The following is an 18,884-nucleotide window of genomic DNA, read 5'->3' on the forward strand; positions in this document are numbered from 1 at the left end:
TTCACTTTAATGGTGGTGATGTTGCTCCTGTTCTTCCACCTGTGGAGACTCCATTGTTCCCATAGCCCCATGATTACTGTGGTCACCATGGCCTCCATGGCCGAGAGCACCCCAGATCGTCCACAAACCGAATAGCAAAATTGCCGCGGCAAACCCCAGGCGAACCCCCGGTTTCTGCACAATTTTACGCACTTGCACGGCGGCAGCACCGGTGGCCAGCATGGCCGGTAAAGTACCAAGGCCAAAGGCGAACATCGCCAATGCCGAGCGCTCGGCACTACCCTGGGCCAGAGCGAAGGTCAACGCGCTGTATACCAGACCACACGGGAGCCAGCCCCACAATGAACCGAGGGCAACCGCCTGCCCTGCGGAACGCACCGGCAACAGCTTCGCCGCAAGAGGCTGCACATAGCGCCATAAATAGCTGCCGCCCTTCTCCAACCACACCAGACCGCGCCAGATGCCGGCCACGTAGAGCGCCATGACAATCAACATGATACCCGCGGCAAAACGCAGTGGTGTCAGCGCCGGCAGCACCGCTGCGCCGAGGGCGCCTGCAAGGGCACCCATCAACGTGTAGCTGCCGAGCCGTCCCAGCTGGTATGAACCGAGCTGCACCCAGGCAGTCTGCCTGCCGGGTACAGCCATTCCCAGCGCGCCTGAGATACCCCCACACATGCCGATACAATGGCTGCTGCCGAGAAAACCGATAGCGAGCGCAGCCGCAAAAAAACCCCAATCCCCCACTGGCTACTTCTCCTTGTCTACATCTGCCGCTGACTGATCCTGCAGGTCATCCTCAAACAGTATTCTCCGTCCCTCTGTCTCGAGGTCATCGTACTGGCCGTTGTTCACCGCCCAGAAAAAGAGTTTGATGGCGAAGGCGACCAACGCCACCGCAATAGGGATCAGGAAATAAAGACTGTCCACAATTCACTCCTCTCTTTAATCAGTAAGGCCCGGCTCCAGGTGGGATGCCTGGGTGCCCGCACTTTCAATCGGAGCCTCTGCGCGAGATAAGCGCAGGGCGTTGAGAACCACAACCAGCGAACTGACTGACATGCCGATGGCAGCCGCCCAGGGCGGCACCAGACCACAAACCGCCAGCGGAAGCGCAATGGCGTTGTAGCCTAAAGCCCAGGCCAAATTCTGCCGCACCACCTGGCGACACTTACGTGCCAGGTCAATTGCCTGGGGCAGCACCCGCAGATCACCGTTCAACAGGATGGCGTCGGCGCGGGATTGGGCCAGATCGGCTGCGGACATCATCGCCACCGAGGCATCGGCACCCGACAACACCGGAACATCGTTGAGCCCATCACCCACCATCAGGACTTTTTCCTCCCGGGCCTGCAACTGCTGCATGTGGGAAAGCTTGTCTTCGGGCGATGCGCCAGCGCGGAAATGTTCGATCGCAGCCTGCGCAGCCAAGCGCTGGACTTCTCCGGACTGATCACCACTCAGCAATTCAACCGACAACCCCTGCCTACCCAGCTGTCGCACCGCATCGCTCGCCGAGTCACGCAGTTTGTCACCGAGGGCAATCCAGGCAAGCGGGCCACTCGCGTCGGCCAACAACAGCCATTGCCCCTCACCCTGGGGCGGGGTTTGCGCTTGTGGCGCAGAAAAATCAGCGCGGCCAAGGCGGTAGTTGAGCCCGTCAATTTGCCCTTCCAGCCCTCGACCGGTGTATACCTTGAGGTGACTTGCTGTCAGATTACCGCGCCAGGCGCGAAATGCACGGGCCAGCGGGTGATGGGTTTGCGATTCGAGTGCAGCGGCCACATCCTTAACCCGCTGTTCTGTCCAGCCGTCACGCAACAATTCAATCTGCAGAATTCGCGGTTCACCCCGGGTCAGAGTGCCTGTCTTGTCGAACACTACGCGGCTGACACGGGGCAGGACTTCCAAAAGATTACCGCCGGCCACCAGCAGCCCCAGCTCCTGTAGGCGCAGCGTTGCAGAGGCCAGCGCCGCCGGCGTGGCCAGGGACAGCGCACAGGGGCATGTCACTACCAGAACCGATAGGGCAACCCAGAAGGCCCGACTCGGGTCCAGCTGCCACCAGACCGCGAAAGCTCCCAGGGCCGCGAGCAATACGACCCCGACAAAAATACCGGCAACCCGATCTGCCAGGGCTACCTGGCCGGGCTTGTCCAGCTGGGCACGCTCGACCAGGCGCTCAATAGCTGACAAACGGGTGGATTTTCCCGCTGCAGTCACACGCACGGTGAGACTGGAGTCGCCGTTCACACTGCCCGCATATACGGGGCTGCCCACGGACTTCTGCTGCAGAGCGGACTCACCGCTGAGCAGAGATTCATCCACACCGCTCTCCCCCTCCAACACTTCACCATCGGCGGGAATCGTATCGCCGGGACACAGTAGAATCCGCTCGCCTGGCGCCAGTGCGGCCACCGGCACATGGACTATTTGATCGCCGTCATACCTGGCTGCGGTCATTGGCAGCAGCTGGGCCAGACCGCCACTGGCAAGCCCGGCGCGGTGGCGTGCACGCATCTCCACAGTGCGACCGAGTAGTAAAAAGAAGGTAAACATGGAGATGGATTCAAAATACACATCGCCGGTGCCGAAGACTGTGGCATAAAAGCTGGCGCCATAGGCCAGCCCGATAGCAAGGGAGACCGGTACATCCATACTCAGGTGGCGCGCGCGCAGGCTGCGCAATGCCGCGCTGAAGAATGGGCGCGCGGCATAGAGGACTACGGGAGTAGCCACAAGAAGCGATACCCAGCGGAAATAGCGCTCAAATTCCCCGACACCATCGCTACCAGCACCAAAGTACAGGGCGATGGCAAACATCATCACCTGCATGGTACCGAGGCCCGCAACTCCCAGGCGACGAAGGGCAGCGCGGTGCTCGGTCTGAATAACATTTTCCCGGTTGGCTGCGGTGGCGGGTGCTGGGCGGTAACCGATACGCTCCAGCGCCTCAAATAATTGGCTGGGTTTTACCCGTTCAGGGTTAAACACGATCTGCGCACGCTGGGTGCTGGCGTTGACCGAGACTTTCTCGACCCCTTCCATGTGCCCCAGGTGCTTTTCTATCAGCCACACACAGGCAGCACAGGTGATACCACCAATCAGCAGAGCCGCCATGTTATTGCCGTCATCCCAGTCGTGGACAAACTGCTGCTGCACTTCTGGAAGATCATAGGCAATCCAGCGATCGCGCGGCTGGGTCTGCTCCGGTCGGTCACTTTGCTTTTCCCGGTAGCGATAGAAACCGTCCAGGCCTCCGGAAACAATCGCGGTCGCCACCGCTTCACAGCCAGGGCAACACATCTCACGCGCAGCCCCTTCGATCACAACCGAATGGTTACTGCCAGCGGGAACCGGGAGCCCGCAGTGGTAACAGGGCAAGGACGTCATTGACTCGCAGCGTTCAGGGGCACAGCCTCGCCGAGGTCGAAATTAATTTCGCCCTTCAAGCGCCACTCGGCACTCTTGTGCTGCTTAGGATTGAGCTCTGGCATCAGGCGCAGGTACCAGCGGTTTTTCAGCTCGACAGGTACAGAACCCGAATAGCGACCCACGGAAAGCTGAGACAACACAATATGCTGATCCAGATCTTCTTCTATCGGGTGGCTGAGGGTAAGTAAAAGCTTCTCCGGGTATTCGGTATTGCCATTCAGTTCGACAACCACCCCACTAGCATCACGCTGGAACTGTACCATCGCCGCCAACCCCAGCGCTTCTGCGCGCTGATCCTGCTCTGCGGAGAAATGGTACATTCGGCTGTCTTTGTAATAGTTGTCCGTAACCTGGTCGTCAGCGTGGCGCACGGCTATGGAGACAGTAATGGAGGACACTACCAGCACTGTAATCAGCGGTGCCAGGACCATCCAGGCCCAGAATTCCCGATACCAGGGTTTCGACGTTGGTTCATTCATCACGTTACCAAAAAATTACCGTTTTATGCAGAAAAGTCGAGCCCGCCTGGGCGGGCCCGTACTTTGCAACGGGAACGGCTTCCCGTCTACTGCTTGGGACCAATAAATACCGTACGGTGCTTGTCGGTCAACTCAGGGTTGTCGACTGCTTGCACCACGATATCAATATCGTGCTTGCTCTCTTTCAACTGCGCCTTGGGTACACTCACCCGGATAGGAACGGAGAAAATCTCTCCGGCCTCCAGGAAGATCGTACGCGGCTTGCGAACCGAATAGTCGTAATCCGGGTTGCCATCTACACGAATAGTGAACTCGTGTGCCGCCTGATCCATATTGTTGATCTTCACGGTATATACATTTTGCACCAGTCCCTGGGATACCCGGTACATTCGCGCACCGCGGTCGCGGGTAATTTCGGCTTCGATCGGGCTGCGCGTGGCAACCTGGTGGGAGAACAAACCCATCATTGCCAGCAGGACCAGTGCGTACCCAAACAGGCGCGGACGAAGGAAGTTGGTCTTACCGGTTTCCAGCTCATCCTCGGAGGTAAAGCGGATCAGGCCGCGATCGTAGCCCATCTTGTCCATGACGCTATTACAGGCGTCAACACATAGACCACAGTTAATGCATTCATACTGCATGCCATCGCGAATATCGATATCGACCGGACATACCTGCACACACCAGTAACAGTCGATGCAGTCACCCATACCCTCTGCCTTGTAATCCACCGTTTTCTTGCGTGGACCGCGGGTCTCCCCCCGTTGGGCATCGTAGTAAACCGCGAGGGTATCCTGGTCATACATCACCGACTGGAAACGCGCATAGGGGCACATGTACTTACACACCTGCTCGCGCAGGAAGCCGGCGTTCATATAGGTGGCAAAAGTAAAGAAGGCGACCCAGAAAACACCCTGTGGATGGGCCTTGAAGGTAGCTAGGTCCACCACCAGCTCGCGGATACCATAGAAGTAGCCGACGAAAGCCAGCGCTGTTGCCAGGGAGATCAGCAGCCAAATGAAATGAGTGCCCCCCTTGCGCAGGACCTTTTCTGCGTTCCAGGGCGCCTTGTCGAGTTTCATACGCTTGTTGCGGTCACCCTCACAAACCCGCTCGGCCCACATAAACATCATGGTCCAGACGGTCTGTGGGCAGGTAAAGCCACACCAGACTCGCCCCATCCAGGTGGTAATGGCGAACAGGGCAAAAGCGGCAATAATCAGCAGCCAGGCGAGAAGGAAGCCATCCTGAGGGCCAAAGGTAGTGCCGAGAATATGAAATTGACGGGTAGGAAGATCGAAAAAGACTGACTGACGTCCGTCGATATTGATCCATGGGATAAAGAAGAAGGCCAACAATAGCGGCAGGCCGGTATATTTGCGAATCCGGGTGTAAATACCGCGGATATGGCGAATATAAATTTTGTCATCCGATTCATAGAGCATTCGGTAGCGGACTTCGCCATTACCTTCCTGCTCCTCGCGGGTGGGAATCAAGTCACTCACAAAAACCTCACTCTCACACGGGCATTATCTGCACGCCGGCAACAGTCAGCCACTTATGTTGAGGCTTTTATCTCCGTCCCTGCATCACCCGGAGTTCCTTCAAAAAAAATAAGGCCCAGCATAGCCGGGCCTTATTCGATTACTGCTGTTCCTCGTCCTGCTGGGACAAGTGGTAGACATAGGCCGCCACCAGGCGGATTTTGTCTTCGCGCAGTTTATCTTTCTGCGCAGGCATCATATTGCTTCGGCCGCTGCGGATACTGTGCTGGATCTGCTCACGATCACTGCCGTACAACCAAAGGTCATCGGTCAGGTTCGGCGCACCGAGAAGCTGGTTGCCCTTGGCGTCCATACCGTGGCAGGCCATACACACGGTATTGAATACCTTCTGTCCTTTGGCAGCCATAGCCTGGTCGTGATCGAGGCCATTCAGGGAAAGAACATACTCAGTAGCATTCTTAACCCCTTCCTCTCCAATCACCGGACCCTGCGGAGGCATCATGCCCTGGCGGCCGTTATTCAGGGTCTCCAGGATTTTATCCGGGGTACCGCCATACAACCAGGCGTTGTCGGTCAGGTTCGGGAAACCGAAGTTACCACCGGCATCCGCCCCGTGACACACGGCACAGTTGTTGGCAAAGATACGGGAACCCATCTTGATCGCTTCAGGACTCTGGGCAATTTCTTCGATAGGCATATCGAGATACTTGCCAAAGTGCTCATCAAACTTCTCCTGGGCCTTGGCTTGGGAAGCTTCCAGCGCACCAACAGAAGACCAGCCGCTCACACCTTTGAAGTTACCCATACCCGGGTAGATCACCAAGTATCCAACGGAGAACACCAACGTGGCAATAAACAGCAAGAACCACCACTTGGGCAGAGGGTTGTCATACTCCTCAATGCCATCGTACACGTGGCCCGTTGTTTTATTTTCCGGTTCAGCCTGGTCGTCCACTGCAACTTTTCGGTTGGCGAACAGTACCCAGGTAATCAACGCCAGATTGGCGATGGTGAGCACAATTACCCACAAACTCCAGAATGTACTCATTACTTGTCCTGCCCCTGTTTTCGTTCAGTTCCGGGCTCTTCCCCGGATTTGGATTCATCCTTCTGAGCGGCCGACGCGTCCTTATCGGCCTGTTGCTCATCATCGGCAAATGGCAAATTGGCATCTTCTTCGAAGCGCTTCTTGCGCTTCGGAGAGAAGGCCCACCAGCAGATAGCCAGAAAAGCCAGAGAGCCTAGAACCAGTCCGATTTCCCGCAAAGTTTCGATAGTCACGAGCTTCCTTCCTCGCTATTAGCGTTTTTGGGTGACCAGAGTACCCAGCTGTTGCAAGTAAGCGACCAGAGCATCAATTTCCTTCACCTTACCTCCGGCGAATGGCTCGGCAGCGTTGGCGATATCTTCATCGGTGTAGGGCACACCGACGAGACGCAGTGCTTCCATCTTGCGCGCAGTGTAATTACCGGTAACCACGTTATCGAACAACCAGGGGTAGGCCGGCATGATGGACTCAGGTACTACACTGCGCGGGTTGTACAAGTGAGCGCGCTGCCACTCGTCGGAGTAAAGGCCACCCACACGGGCCAGGTCGGGACCGGTACGCTTGGAGCCCCACAAGAAGGGGTGTTCGTACACGGATTCCTCGGCCATGGAGTAGTGTCCATAGCGCTCAACCTCGGCGCGCAGTGGACGCACCATCTGGGTGTGACACACGTGGCAGCCTTCACGGATATAAATATCGCGGCCTTCCAGCTGTAGTGCGGTCAGTGGCTTCTGGCCCGGCAGGGGCGTGTAGTTAGCCTTGGTAAAGAACTGCGGAACAATCTCCACCAGAGCGCCAAAGCTGATGGCAACAATGGTGAAAAAGATCATCCAGCCGATGTTTTTTTCTACGAGGTCATGATTCTTCACTGTCTGCTCTCCTATGCCGCCGGTACAGCTCGAACGGTGTTATCGGCTTGAGAATCGTTTACTTTCTGGGTAACCGTACGGTAAACGTTGTAAGCCATCAGCAGCATGCCCACGAGGAACATGGTTCCACCCAGCCAGCGCACTACGTAACCCGGGTGGCTCGCAACCACACTTTCCACAAAGCTGTAGGTCAGGGTGCCGTCGGCATTAAATGCACGCCACATCAAGCCCTGGGTAATACCGTTCACCCACATCGCGGCGATGTACAGTACGGTGCCTACAGTCGCCAGCCAGAAATGCGCGTTGATCAGCTTGATGCTGTACATTTCGCGGCGCTTCCACAGTACTGGAACCAGGTGGTAGAGGGCACCGATAGAGATCATCGCAACCCAGCCCAATGCGCCGGAGTGTACGTGGCCAATAGTCCAGTCGGTATTGTGGGACAGTGCGTTCACAGTCTTGATGGACATCATCGGGCCTTCGAAGGTGGACATACCGTAGAAGGACAGGGATACCACCAGGAAGCGCAGAGTCGGATCGGTACGCAGTTTGTGCCAGGCACCGGACAGGGTCATGATGCCGTTAATCATACCGCCCCAGGAGGGTGCCAGCAGGATCAGGGACATAACCATCGCCAAGCTCTGGGCCCAGTCAGGCAGCGCTGAGTAGTGCAGGTGGTGACCACCAGCCCAAACATACAAAGAGATCAGTGCCCAGAAATGCACGATGGAGAGCTGGTAAGAGTAAACCGGTCGACCAGCTTGTTTGGGCACGAAGTAGTACATGATGCCGAGGAAGGCAGCAGTCAGGAAGAACCCTACTGCGTTGTGGCCATACCACCACTGGATCATTGCATCCTTGGTGCCCGAGTAGATAGAGTAAGACTTGAACGGGGCAACAGGGATCTCCAGATTGTTAATAATATGGAGCACAGCAATAGTGATGATATAGGCACCGAAGAACCAATTCGCCACATAAATGTGGGAGGTCTTGCGCTTCATGATGGTGCCGAAGAACACCAGCGCATAGGCAACCCAAACCAGGGCGATAAGGATATCAATCGGCCACTCGAGTTCAGCGTATTCCTTGGTGGAAGTGAAACCCATTGGCAGAGTGATTGCCGCCGCTACGATAACGGCCTGCCATCCCCAGAAGGTGAAGGGGATCAGCCAACCGCCCCACAGACGAACCTGGCAGGTGCGCTGCACCACGTAATAAGAGGTGGCAAACAGAACACTACCACCAAAGGCAAAAATTACCGCGTTGGTATGCAGTGGCCGCAAGCGCCCAAAGTGTGAGAAAGGCTGCCAGAAATCGTTGAGTTCTGGCCAGGCCAGCTGGGCTGCGATCAATACGCCCATGCCCATACCAAAAATGCCCCAGACCACGGACATGATGGTGAACTGGCGCACGATATTGTAGTCATAGTCCGGCACAGGGCCGGTCTTTGCCACCGTTGTCGTCATGTTTAAACTTCCGTTGCTTTTTTAAAATCGGTTCCACTGAGCGGGACTGGCCCACCGCATGGTCTGCGGCAGTCATGCATGAACATAACTGTCACTTTATTGGCCAGATAAGGATTTAAGCGCACCCCGCACTAGCCAAGAATGATCTAAATCAACTAAATCAATTTTCTTCCCTTACCGGCTGCGATACGCAGACGCAGGGCATTAAGCTTGATAAAGCCCTCGGCATCCTTCTGGTCGTAGGCCCCGGCATCATCCTCAAAGGTCGCAATACGCTCATCGAAGAGACTGTCCGCAGAGCGGCGGCCCACGGCACTCACACTGCCCTTGTACAATTTGAGACGCACTTCGCCGTTCACCACCAGCTGGGATTCATCGATCGCAGCCTGCAACATGCGGCGCTCCGGTGACCACCAGTAGCCGTTATAGATCAGGTCAGCGTAGCGCGGCATCAGGGAATCTTTCATATGCGCCACTTCGCGATCCAGGGTGATCGATTCGATCGCGCGGTGGGCCTTCAGCAAGATAGTACCGCCTGGGGTTTCGTAACAGCCGCGGGACTTCATACCCACGTAGCGGTTTTCAACAATATCCAGGCGGCCGATACCATTGGCGCCGCCCATCTTGTTTAAGGTTTCCAATAGAACCGCCGGGCTCATCCGCTCGCCGTCGATCGCTACCGGATCGCCTTTTTCAAAAGCGATAGTGATATAGGTGGGCTCTTCCGGCGCAGCCTCAGGGCTTACGCTCCAGCGCCACATATCCTCTTCGGCTTCCGCCCACGGATCTTCAAGGTTGCCGCCCTCATAGGAGATATGCAGCAGGTTGGCATCCATTGAGTAAGGGGACTTCTTCTTACCAGAGGAGAAGTCCACCGGAATTTTGTGCTGTTCGCAATACTGCATCAGCTTTTCGCGGGAATTCAGGTCCCACTCACGCCAGGGCGCAATCACCTGGATGCCCGGCTTCAATGCGTAGGCGCCCAATTCAAAGCGCACCTGGTCGTTACCTTTACCAGTAGCGCCATGGGAAATGGCATCAGCACCGGTTTCGTTGGCAATTTCAATCAGGCGCTTGGCGATCAGTGGGCGCGCAATGGAGGTACCCAACAGGTACTCACCCTCGTAAATAGCGTTGGCACGGAACATCGGGAAGACATAATCGCGCACATACTCTTCGCGCAGGTCATCGATGTAAATCTCTTTAACGCCCAGGGCCTCGGCCTTGGCTCGCGCCGGCTCGACTTCCTCACCCTGGCCGATATCGGCAGTAAAAGTTACCACCTCACAGCCGTAAGTTTCCTGCAGCCAGCGCACAATCACCGACGTGTCCAATCCGCCGGAATATGCCAGTACTACCTTCTCGATTTTGCTCATTGCTATCCTCTGCTGCCGGGAACACGCCATCACAACATTAGGCACAGCGATATGGATCGCCTATTGCGCGAATTAATGTCGGTCTGGGGGAGTTATTCTTGGAGGTATACCCAGGGTCGGTATTATGGGCACAATAATACCCACACTGTTTATCGGGGCGCGATTGTAGCGCCTCTGCTCGCGATCGACTAGCGCCAAGGCACTTGTCGACACAATTGATTAATTTTCAATCTTTTTGTGCATCGCAATTTCACCCCGTATCGGGTAGCATGCGCGCCGCACAACGACTCACTACAGCGTTCAAGACTACGGAGTACCATGACGGAGCAAATCACTCTTCGCGCCCCCGACGACTGGCATATTCACCTGCGTGACGGGAGCGCTCTAGAACGCACCGTTGGCGATGCCGCCCGACAATTTCACCGCGCAATTGTGATGCCCAACCTGGTACCACCTGTCACCAACGCCGACATGGCCCAGGCCTATCGCGAGCGCATCCGTGCGCAGATTCCAACCGGCTGCGTTTTTGAGCCGCTGATGGTCATTTACCTGACCGATAAGACCGATGCCGAAGTCATCCGTCAGGCCCACGCCTCCGGTGTGATCGCAGCCAAATTGTACCCAGCCGGCGCGACCACCAACTCCGATTCCGGGGTCACCGATATCACCAATATTTACCCCGCCCTGGAGGAAATGCAGGCCTGCGGCATGAAGCTGCTGCTGCACGGGGAAGTAACCACCAGTGATATCGATATTTTCGACCGCGAACATGTTTTTATTGAGAAAACCCTATCACGCCTGGTAGACGATTTTCCCACACTTAAAATAGTGCTTGAGCACATCACTACGTCAAATGCCGTAGAGTTTGTTAAAAATGCCCGTGAAGGTGTTGCGGCGACGATTACCGCCCACCACCTGTTATATAACCGCAACCACATGCTGGTTGGCGGCATTCGTCCGCACTTCTACTGCCTGCCAATCCTAAAGCGCGGCGAGCACCAATCGGCATTGATAGAGGCGGCCACCAGCGGTAGCCCGAAGTTTTTCCTCGGCACCGATTCGGCTCCTCACGCGCACCACAAAAAAGAGCACGAGTGCGGCTGTGCCGGTTGCTATACCGCCTACTCCGCTATCGAACTGTACGCGGAGGCGTTTGAGCGCGAGGGCAAACTGGATAAGCTCGAAGGCTTTGCCAGTAATTTCGGCCCTGACTTTTACGGCCTGCCCCGCAATGAAGGCACCATTACCCTGGTGAAGCAGCCTTGGGACTTACCGGAAAGTTTGGCTATGGGGGGTGAAAAACTGATCCCCCTGGCTGCCGGTGAAACCCTGAACTGGAAACTCGTATAATTCCGGCTTGAGCCTTCGCGGGCCCAGAGCCCGCTGATACCCAGCCCCGCCGGATACAGACACCCGACACAACTGAGATTTACAAGGACCCAAAGTGACTCCCGCGGAAGAACCAACAGGACCCAAAAGCCCCCTCGCCCAGCGGTTTCGCGGCTTCCTGCCGGTTGTTATCGACCTGGAAACCGGCGGCTTTAATGCGCGCACCGATGCCCTGCTGGAGATTTCGGCGGTTATCCTGGATATGGATGAGGAAGGCAACCTCTTCCCCTTTGAGACCCACAGCTTTCACCTGGAACCCTTCGAGGGCGCCAACGTGGAGCAGTCGGCCCTGGACTTTATTGGCATTGATCTGGAGTCCCCCGATCGTGAGGCATGGCCGGAAGAAATCGCCCTGCCCGAACTGTTCCGCAAAATCCGCAGCGCAGTAAAAAAACACAGCTGCACCCGCGCCATTGTGGTTGCCCACAATGCCCATTTTGATTTGGGCTTTGTCAACGCAGTGGTTGAGCGGACCGGGATTAAGCGCAACCCCTTTCACCCCTTTTCCTGCTTCGATACAGCCAGCCTTGCCGGGCTTGCCTACGGTCAAACGGTGCTGGCCAAAGCCTGCCAGGTAGCCGGTATTGAGTTTGATAACAGCTGCGCTCACTCCGCCGAGTACGATGCAGAGAAAACCGCAACCCTGTTCTGTGGAATCGTCAATAAGTGGCGGGAGATGGGCGGCTGGCCGCTGGCCATCGAAGCGACTGCGGAGCAGGAAGCGGAATAGCACCCGCGAGTCAGATTACCTTTTCACGACAACTTTGCCGTCACACCCGACGGCAAACTGTACGCTGTGTGCAGCGCTTAAGCGTTTGGGTGATTTTTTGTGCAAAACCCTGTATGATGACTGGCCTACACAAAAAACCGGACAGTTATCGTGGCCAAAAAAGCATCCTCGTCTTCCAGTCGCAAGCAGCCTACTCCCCTAGAGACTAGCCAGAGTATTGACGCGCAGGTGCAGGCTTTTCTGGCAAAGGGCGGAGAGATCGAGCAGATCCCCAAGGGAGTCAGCGGCCAGACCAATACCTCCGGGCCCAAGCATATTACCCTGGGCAAGAAGCCCCGAAGCTAATTCCGGGCTGTACAGTTCTGCCACCTGCCTCACAACTGAAAAACCCCGGTTCCAACACCTACCGTCTGTAAGCATCGCAACCGGGGTCATCAAAAAAGGCCGCACGAAGCGGCCTTTTGACTTTAAGGTCAGGCCTGAATCAGGGCATCTCCTCCAACTCAGCACCTTCCTTCACTGGTGGCATCAGATCTTCCTTGGAGATCTTCAGCCCCATCAGCACGTTCGCAGCTACGTACACAGAAGAGTAAGTACCCACAACCACGCCGACAATCAACGCCAGGGAGAAGTTATGGATCAGCTCCCCGCCGAAGAACTGCAATGCCCATAGCACCAGCAAGGTAGTAAAAGAGGTCATGAAGGTACGACCCAGGGTCTGACTGATAGAGATATTGATAATCTCCTCAGACTCAGCCTTGCGTACTTTGCGGAAGTTCTCGCGGATACGGTCGGATACCACGATGGTGTCGTTCAGTGAGTAACCGATCACTGCCAGCACCGCAGCCAGCACGGTTAGATCGAAGTCCAACCCCATCAAGGCAAAGAAGCCCAGCACAATAATGACATCGTGCCCCAATGCCGCAACCGCGCCAAAGGAGAACTTGTACTGGAAGCGCAGGGCTACGTAGATCATCACCAGAGCCAGTGCCACCAGCATGCCCAGGCCGCCATCATCGCGCAGCTCAGCACCAACTTGTGGCCCCACCATTTCTACACGGCGCAGGGTGACAGTACCATCGCTGCCCGCACGCAGCACATCTACCACTTTATCGCCGATCGGAGTTACGGCTTCCTGGTCAGTGGCACTGATCTGGGTTTCCTCTTCGGTCACCTCAGGGGGCAACTTGATCATCAGCTCGGTATCGGAGCCGTAATTCACCACTGTGGCACCGTCATAGCCGGCATTTTCCAGCTGGTCGCGCACATCGGTAATGAACGGCGCAACCTCATAACCCACTTCAACCTGGGTACCACCGGTAAAATCCAGGCCGAACTTCAAGCCCTTGGCCGCCAGAATACCTATCGATACCAGCACCAGGACAACCGAAATTACCGCGGCAATTTTGCGCCAGCGCATAAAGTCATAAACGCGCTTGCCCATGTACTCGGTGATCTTACCGTTTTCCACTTTGGTCTCAATCATGGCCAGTCCCCTTAAATCCAGAGTTTCTGCACACGGCGACCGCCGTAGAACAAGTTAATAATTGCCCGTGTGCCCATGATGGCACTGAACATGGAGGTAAGAATGCCGATAGACAGGGTTACCGCGAAGCCCTGTACCGGGCCTGAGCCAATTGAGTAAAGAATCACAGCCACAATCAGGGTAGTAATATTGGCATCCACGATAGTGCTGTAGGCATTATCAAAACCGGCGGTAATCGCCGATTGTGGCGGCATGCCATTCCTGAGCTCCTCCCGTATTCGCGAGAAGATAAGCACATTGGCATCCACCGCCATACCCACTGTCAAAACAATACCGGCAATACCCGGAAGCGTCAGGGTAGCGCCGAGGATCGACATCACCGCCACCAGTAGGATCAGGTTAACCGCCAGCGCCAGGTTCGCAGCTAGGCCAAATACACGGTAGGAAATCAGCATACAGATAAGCACCGCCAACAGGCCGATCTGAACTGACTGCACCCCAACCTTGATGTTATCAGCCCCCAGAGATGGACCAATCACACGCTCTTCCACAAAGTACATGGGAGCCGCCAAGGCACCGGCGCGCAGCAACAGGGCCATCTCCTGGGCTTCTGCCGGGCTGTCCAGGCCGGTAGTACGGAACTGCTTACCGAGCGCACTCTGTACGGTGGCCAGACTGATGATCTTCTTGTCTTCGGTCCTGACCTGCTCGACAACCTCATTGCCTTCCGCATCAATCCGGGTCTGCGGGGTGAAGCGGGTTTCGATAAACAGGGTACCCATACGGCGCCCCACATTCTTCCAGGTCGCGCGGTGCATCAATTCACCACCGCGGGAATCGAGGGTGATATTCACCTGGGGGAAGCCGCTCTCGTCATAGCCGACACGGGCATTGGTAACACTGTCACCTTTGATAATGATCTTGCGCTCTAACCAGGCGCCGCCATACATCTGCTGCTTTTCCTCGTTGCGGTACTCGAAGTACTCTTTATTGGTGACCAGCTCATCGGGGCGGGCCTCCATACGGAATTCAAGGTTGGCAGTCTTACCAATAATCCGTTTCGCTTCAGCGGTATCCTGTACACCGGGCAGTTCCACTACGATGCGGTTGCGACCCTGGCGCTGCACGATAGGCTCGGCCACGCCCAGCTCATTCACCCGGTTGCGCAGGGTAGTGAGGTTCTGGGATACGGCGTAGTCCTCCAGATCCTTAATTTCCTGCTCAGACAGGGTGGCGCGGATCTCCAGGTTTTCGCCACTTCCAGATTCGCGCAGCTGTAACTGTGGATACTCCTTGCGCATGGTGGAAAGCGCCAGGTTGCGCAGCTCATCGCTACGGAAGCGCGCCACAATTTCACGGTCGTCAATCAGGTCAACACTGCGGTATCGAGCCTTGGCAGCACGCAGTTTGGTTTTCACGTCCTGCGCGTAGCTTTCCATATTGTTTTTGACGATGGTGTTGGTATCCACTTCCATCAGGAAGTGCACACCACCGGCCAGGTCCAAACCGAGCTTCATCGGGCTGGCGCCGATATCGCTCAACCACTGGGGCGTGGTGGAGGCCAGGTTAAGGGCAACCACGTAATCACTGTGCCCCAAGGCTTCCTGAATCGCACGCTTGGCTGGCAGCTGCTCATCCTGGGACTCAAGGCGAATCAAAATCGCCTTGTCGCCCACCTCTCCACCAAAGTGCGCAATACCCGCTTCATCCAGAGCTTTACGCGCCTTGGTGAGGGCATCTTCCCCCAAAGCCATGGCACTGGACTGCCCGGAAATCTGCACGGCAGGGTCCGGCTTGAAGAGATTTGGCGCGGCGTAGATCAGGCCAAAGGCCACAACCGCGAGAATCAGAAAGTACTTCCAGATCGGGTAGCGATTCATGCTGTTCTCATTGTTCTAGTGTGACCCCGAGGGCCGGTAAATCATGGCAATTTGCCTGGATATGTGGGCGCAGTGGACAGATTGCAAGGTGCACAGCCGCCGACAAAAGTGGGGCTGATTATACGGGGATCGGGGGAACGGACAAATTACAGGGGTGCTGCAATGAGACCAGCAGCACCCCCGACAGGGTAAAAGCGACGCCTTATCAGGCCTCCAGCGCCGGAACCTCGCGGCCAAGACCACGGTAGAACTCCGCGACATAAGCCTCCAGTTCATTGGCGGCAATGGCATCTCGCAGCTTTTGCATCAGGCGCTGGTAGTGGCGCAAATTGTGAATCGTATTCAGCTGCGCACCGAGAATTTCACCACAGCGATCCAGGTGATGCAGGTAGGCACGGGAGAAGTTCTCGCAGGTGTAGCAATCGCACTCTTTTTCCAGCGGACCCGTATCGTGGCGATGCTTAGCATTGCGGATTTTCACCACACCTTCAAAGGTAAACAGGTGGCCGTTGCGCGCATTCCGCGTGGGCATTACGCAATCGAACATATCCACACCGCGACGCACCGCCTCGACAATATCTTCCGGCTTGCCCACACCCATTAGGTAGCGTGGTTTGTCCTCCGGCATCTTGTGCGCCAGGTGATCCAATACCTTGATCATCTCGTCTTTCGGCTCACCCACCGACAGACCGCCAATGGCATAACCATCGAAACCAATCTCAGTGAGGCCGCGCAAGGACACATCGCGCAATTCCGGGAACATACCGCCCTGCACAATACCGAACAGTGCCGAAGGACTATCACCGTGGGCCTTTTTGGAACGTTCCGCCCAGCGCAGGGACAGCTCCATAGATTTGCGAGCTTCATCGGTAGTGGCCGGATATGGGGTGCACTCATCGAAGATCATCACGATATCCGAACCCAGGTCGCGCTGAACACGCATGGATTCTTCCGGGTCCAGGAATACCGGGCTGCCATCGATCGGCGAGCGGAAAGAAACACCCTCTTCCGTAATTTTGCGCAATTCACCCAGGCTAAATACCTGGAAACCGCCGGAGTCGGTGAGGATAGGGCCAGACCATTGAGTGAAGTCGTGCAGGTCGCCATGGGCTTTCACCACTTCGGTACCCGGGCGCAGCATCAGGTGGAAGGTGTTACCCAGAATAATCTGTGCACCGATCCCTTCGATATCCCTCGGCAACATGCCTTTCACGGTGCCGTAAGTGCCCACCGGCATAAACGCCGGGGTTTCCACCACACCGCGAGGGAAACGCAAGCGGCCACGACGGGCCTTGCCATCAGTGGTATCCACTTCAAACTGCATAAAACTTTCGCGGCTCACTGGGTATCTCCTTTCGTTGGTGCTACTTCTTCTTTTTTGGCATTGGGATCGCGGGTAATAAACATCGCATCGCCGTAACTAAAGAAGCGATAGCGCTCCTCAACTGCGGCCTTATAAGCGGCCATCGTATGCTGGTACCCCGCGAAGGCGCTCACCAGCATCAATAAGGTGGATTCCGGCAGATGGAAGTTGGTGACCAACTTATCCACAACCTGGAATTCATAACCGGGGTAAATAAAGATATCTGTCTCCCCCACCGTGGTCTGCAACTCACCACCGCGCGCCGCGCTCTCCAGCGCGCGCACACTGGTGGTACCCACCGCAATCACGCTGCCATTGCGAGCGCGGCAAGCGGCTACCGCATCCACCACTTCCTGGGAGACATCTAGCACTTCGCTGTGCATCTGGTGCTCATAAATATTGTCCACGCGTACCGGCTGGAAAGTACCGGCACCCACATGCAGGGTCACGAAGACAACCTCGACACCTTTATCCCGCAACGCACCGATCATCTCATCATCAAAGTGCAGCCCCGCCGTCGGCGCCGCCACAGCACCGGCATTACGGCCGTATACGGTTTGGTAGCGCTCCCGATCGCTGGCATCGTCTTCGCGATCAATATAAGGAGGCAGCGGCATATGGCCGAGGCGATCCAAAATCGCCAGCACACCCTCTTCTTTTGGGAAGGACAGCTCAAACAGCGCATCCTTCCTGCCAGTAACCTCTATACGGGTGCCGTCTTCAAGAACGATGCTGGAACCGGGCTTAGGAGACTTACTGGAGCGCACATGGGCCCAGATATCTGTCTCATTGAGCACCCGCTCCACCAGGATTTCCAACTTACCGCCAGTCTCCTTCTGCGCGAACAAACGTGCCGGAATCACCCGGGTATCGTTAAAGACTATCAGGTCACCTGCCTGTACCTGGTCGAGAATATCTGGAAACTGCCGATGTGTAATGGCCCCGCTGGGCCCATCCAGACACAAAAGACGGCTGCCGCGGCGCTCTTCAGTAGGCGCGCGGGCGATCAGCTCATCGGGCAGATGAAAGTCAAAGTCCTGACGCTGCATGGAATCCTGGAAATCTAGAAACTAATGGAGAGGTCGCGAAGGTTATAGGAAATTTTAGGAGCTGTTAACTGGCGCGACAGAAAATGCTGTAAGTCATTGAAATCACTGGTTGACCCCGGCCAAAGCATTGCTATAATCACGCCCTCTTCGCACCGACCCCAAGGTCGAGCAGCGAAAGTGCCAGAGTGGTGAAATTGGTAGACACAGGGGATTCAAAATCCCCCGCCTTTAAAAGCGTGCCGGTTCGAGTCCGGCCTCTGGTACCATCTCTCAAACCCGCGTCAGCCATAGCTTTCGCGGGTTTTTCATTTCTGCGTAGACAACTTTGTAAAAGACTTTTTTGTTGGTTTTAGCGCCAAAGTGTCAACGCAAAATCACGTTGACACTTCGCTACCCTACAAGCCTTCCGGCTGTGCAATTTCCTTTCACTTCTCTTCACAACTCTTCAAAGAGTGAAATCCAGTTCTTTCCCAAACCCCGTACCAGCTCAAGCCAAGGCCCCCAGTCTCATTTCATCAACTAAAAGAGCGCCCAAAATCGGCAGGCGTGGGGAGGAGTGACTGGCGGCCGTTTTGAGAGATCAAAAAACAACCGAAGTGGGCTGAGACCACAAGAAAATCCACTATTTCTAAGGGGATTCTGCCATCCCAGCTCTCCCTACCTCCGCCAATCAGGAATGAACGAAAATGAAAAAGACTGCCCCCTCATATCCCCTCCCCTGAACTAGTACCTCTCAGCCATTAAGGGCTTCGCAAGCCTCCCAAAAAGCATCACAATATCTGAGTCTGAGCTGGAACACCGCTCTACAT

At 55.9% G+C, this 18,884-nt stretch carries 17 protein-coding genes and 1 tRNA gene; 4 read left to right on the forward strand and 14 right to left on the reverse strand.

The window, feature by feature from the left end:
• Window positions 1-6 precede the first annotated feature (6 nt).
• From GL2_RS01070 to GL2_RS01115, 10 genes are all read right to left on the reverse strand, one after another.
• Window positions 7-747 (reverse strand): sulfite exporter TauE/SafE family protein, encoded by a 741-nt coding sequence (locus GL2_RS01070; protein WP_143728889.1) that lies wholly within the window; start codon window positions 745-747, stop codon window positions 7-9.
• Window positions 748-750: 3 nt separating this feature from the next.
• Window positions 751-930: a cbb3-type cytochrome oxidase assembly protein CcoS gene (gene ccoS / locus GL2_RS01075; protein ID WP_143728890.1), complete on the reverse strand. Its 180-nt coding sequence runs from the start codon at window positions 928-930 to the stop codon at window positions 751-753.
• A 15-nt stretch (window positions 931-945) separates the two neighbouring features.
• Window positions 946-3,393, reverse strand: a complete 2,448-nt coding sequence (locus GL2_RS01080; protein ID WP_232053727.1) for a heavy metal translocating P-type ATPase — start codon at window positions 3,391-3,393, stop codon at window positions 946-948.
• Window positions 3,390-3,914 (reverse strand): FixH family protein, encoded by a 525-nt coding sequence (locus GL2_RS01085; protein WP_143728891.1) that lies wholly within the window; start codon window positions 3,912-3,914, stop codon window positions 3,390-3,392. Before GL2_RS01085 ends, GL2_RS01080 begins: the two co-directional genes overlap by 4 nt.
• Window positions 3,915-4,000: 86 nt before the next feature.
• On the reverse strand, window positions 4,001-5,419 hold the full coding sequence (ccoG, locus tag GL2_RS01090; RefSeq protein WP_143728892.1) for a cytochrome c oxidase accessory protein CcoG: 1,419 nt from the start codon (window positions 5,417-5,419) through the stop codon (window positions 4,001-4,003).
• Window positions 5,420-5,558: 139 nt separating this feature from the next.
• Complete coding sequence (gene ccoP / locus GL2_RS01095) at window positions 5,559-6,467, reverse strand: cytochrome-c oxidase, cbb3-type subunit III (RefSeq protein WP_143728893.1); 909 nt, start codon at window positions 6,465-6,467, stop codon at window positions 5,559-5,561.
• Window positions 6,467-6,700, reverse strand: a complete 234-nt coding sequence (locus GL2_RS01100; RefSeq protein WP_143728894.1) for a cbb3-type cytochrome c oxidase subunit 3 — start codon at window positions 6,698-6,700, stop codon at window positions 6,467-6,469. The genes ccoP and GL2_RS01100 overlap by 1 nt, the downstream gene beginning before the upstream one ends.
• Before the next feature lie 18 nt (window positions 6,701-6,718).
• Window positions 6,719-7,336 (reverse strand): cytochrome-c oxidase, cbb3-type subunit II, encoded by a 618-nt coding sequence (gene ccoO, locus GL2_RS01105; RefSeq protein ID WP_143728895.1) that lies wholly within the window; start codon window positions 7,334-7,336, stop codon window positions 6,719-6,721.
• A gap of 11 nt (window positions 7,337-7,347) precedes the next feature.
• Window positions 7,348-8,802, reverse strand: a complete 1,455-nt coding sequence (gene ccoN / locus GL2_RS01110; protein ID WP_143728896.1) for a cytochrome-c oxidase, cbb3-type subunit I — start codon at window positions 8,800-8,802, stop codon at window positions 7,348-7,350.
• Window positions 8,803-8,957: 155 nt separating this feature from the next.
• Window positions 8,958-10,178, reverse strand: a complete 1,221-nt coding sequence (locus tag GL2_RS01115; RefSeq protein WP_143728897.1) for an argininosuccinate synthase — start codon at window positions 10,176-10,178, stop codon at window positions 8,958-8,960.
• A gap of 318 nt (window positions 10,179-10,496) precedes the next feature.
• Here GL2_RS01115 and pyrC point away from each other — a divergent pair, with 318 nt between their 5' ends.
• From pyrC to GL2_RS01130, 3 genes are all read left to right on the forward strand, one after another.
• The gene (gene pyrC / locus GL2_RS01120; protein ID WP_143728898.1) at window positions 10,497-11,528 is read left to right on the forward strand and encodes a dihydroorotase; all 1,032 of its coding nucleotides are present in this window, start codon (window positions 10,497-10,499) and stop codon (window positions 11,526-11,528) included.
• A gap of 94 nt (window positions 11,529-11,622) precedes the next feature.
• Window positions 11,623-12,297, forward strand: coding sequence for a ribonuclease T (rnt, locus tag GL2_RS01125; RefSeq protein WP_143728899.1), 675 nt, complete (start codon window positions 11,623-11,625; stop codon window positions 12,295-12,297).
• A 150-nt stretch (window positions 12,298-12,447) separates the two neighbouring features.
• The gene (locus GL2_RS01130; RefSeq protein WP_143728900.1) at window positions 12,448-12,642 is read left to right on the forward strand and encodes a hypothetical protein; all 195 of its coding nucleotides are present in this window, start codon (window positions 12,448-12,450) and stop codon (window positions 12,640-12,642) included.
• Window positions 12,643-12,781: 139 nt separating this feature from the next.
• Here GL2_RS01130 and secF read toward each other — a convergent pair whose 3' ends face one another.
• The 4 genes from secF to queA all read right to left on the reverse strand — a co-directional run bounded on the left by secF (window position 12,782) and on the right by queA (window position 18,075).
• A complete protein-coding gene (gene secF / locus GL2_RS01135) occupies window positions 12,782-13,783 on the reverse strand; it encodes a protein translocase subunit SecF (RefSeq protein ID WP_143728901.1) in 1,002 nt (333 codons plus the stop codon).
• Window positions 13,784-13,794: 11 nt separating this feature from the next.
• A complete protein-coding gene (secD, locus tag GL2_RS01140) occupies window positions 13,795-15,663 on the reverse strand; it encodes a protein translocase subunit SecD (protein WP_143728902.1) in 1,869 nt (622 codons plus the stop codon).
• A gap of 205 nt (window positions 15,664-15,868) precedes the next feature.
• On the reverse strand, window positions 15,869-17,005 hold the full coding sequence (gene tgt / locus GL2_RS01145) for a tRNA guanosine(34) transglycosylase Tgt (RefSeq protein ID WP_370452087.1): 1,137 nt from the start codon (window positions 17,003-17,005) through the stop codon (window positions 15,869-15,871).
• Entirely contained in the window at window positions 17,002-18,075 is a 1,074-nt protein-coding gene (queA, locus tag GL2_RS01150; protein WP_143728903.1) for a tRNA preQ1(34) S-adenosylmethionine ribosyltransferase-isomerase QueA, read from the reverse strand. Before queA ends, tgt begins: the two co-directional genes overlap by 4 nt.
• A gap of 179 nt (window positions 18,076-18,254) precedes the next feature.
• Here queA and GL2_RS01155 point away from each other — a divergent pair.
• Window positions 18,255-18,341 (forward strand) — tRNA-Leu (locus GL2_RS01155).
• The last annotated feature ends 543 nt before the right edge of the window (window positions 18,342-18,884 follow it).

This window comes from Microbulbifer sp. GL-2 (genome assembly GCF_007183175.1).
In the GTDB taxonomy this organism is placed as follows: domain Bacteria; phylum Pseudomonadota; class Gammaproteobacteria; order Pseudomonadales; family Cellvibrionaceae; genus Microbulbifer.

Excerpts from the sequence above, each read along its gene's own strand:
- ccoN (WP_143728896.1), bottom strand. The coding sequence starts at position 8,802 with ATGACGACAACGGTGGCAAAGACCGGCCCTGTGCCGGACTATGACTAC.
- secF (WP_143728901.1), bottom strand. The coding sequence starts at position 13,783 with ATGATTGAGACCAAAGTGGAAAACGGTAAGATCACCGAGTACATGGGC.
- GL2_RS01080 (WP_232053727.1), bottom strand. The coding sequence starts at position 3,393 with ATGACGTCCTTGCCCTGTTACCACTGCGGGCTCCCGGTTCCCGCTGGC.
- pyrC (WP_143728898.1), top strand. The coding sequence starts at position 10,497 with ATGACGGAGCAAATCACTCTTCGCGCCCCCGACGACTGGCATATTCAC.
- GL2_RS01085 (WP_143728891.1), bottom strand. The coding sequence starts at position 3,914 with ATGAATGAACCAACGTCGAAACCCTGGTATCGGGAATTCTGGGCCTGG.
- ccoP (WP_143728893.1), bottom strand. The coding sequence starts at position 6,467 with ATGAGTACATTCTGGAGTTTGTGGGTAATTGTGCTCACCATCGCCAAT.
- queA (WP_143728903.1), bottom strand. The coding sequence starts at position 18,075 with ATGCAGCGTCAGGACTTTGACTTTCATCTGCCCGATGAGCTGATCGCC.
- secD (WP_143728902.1), bottom strand. The coding sequence starts at position 15,663 with ATGAATCGCTACCCGATCTGGAAGTACTTTCTGATTCTCGCGGTTGTG.
- GL2_RS01115 (WP_143728897.1), bottom strand. The coding sequence starts at position 10,178 with ATGAGCAAAATCGAGAAGGTAGTACTGGCATATTCCGGCGGATTGGAC.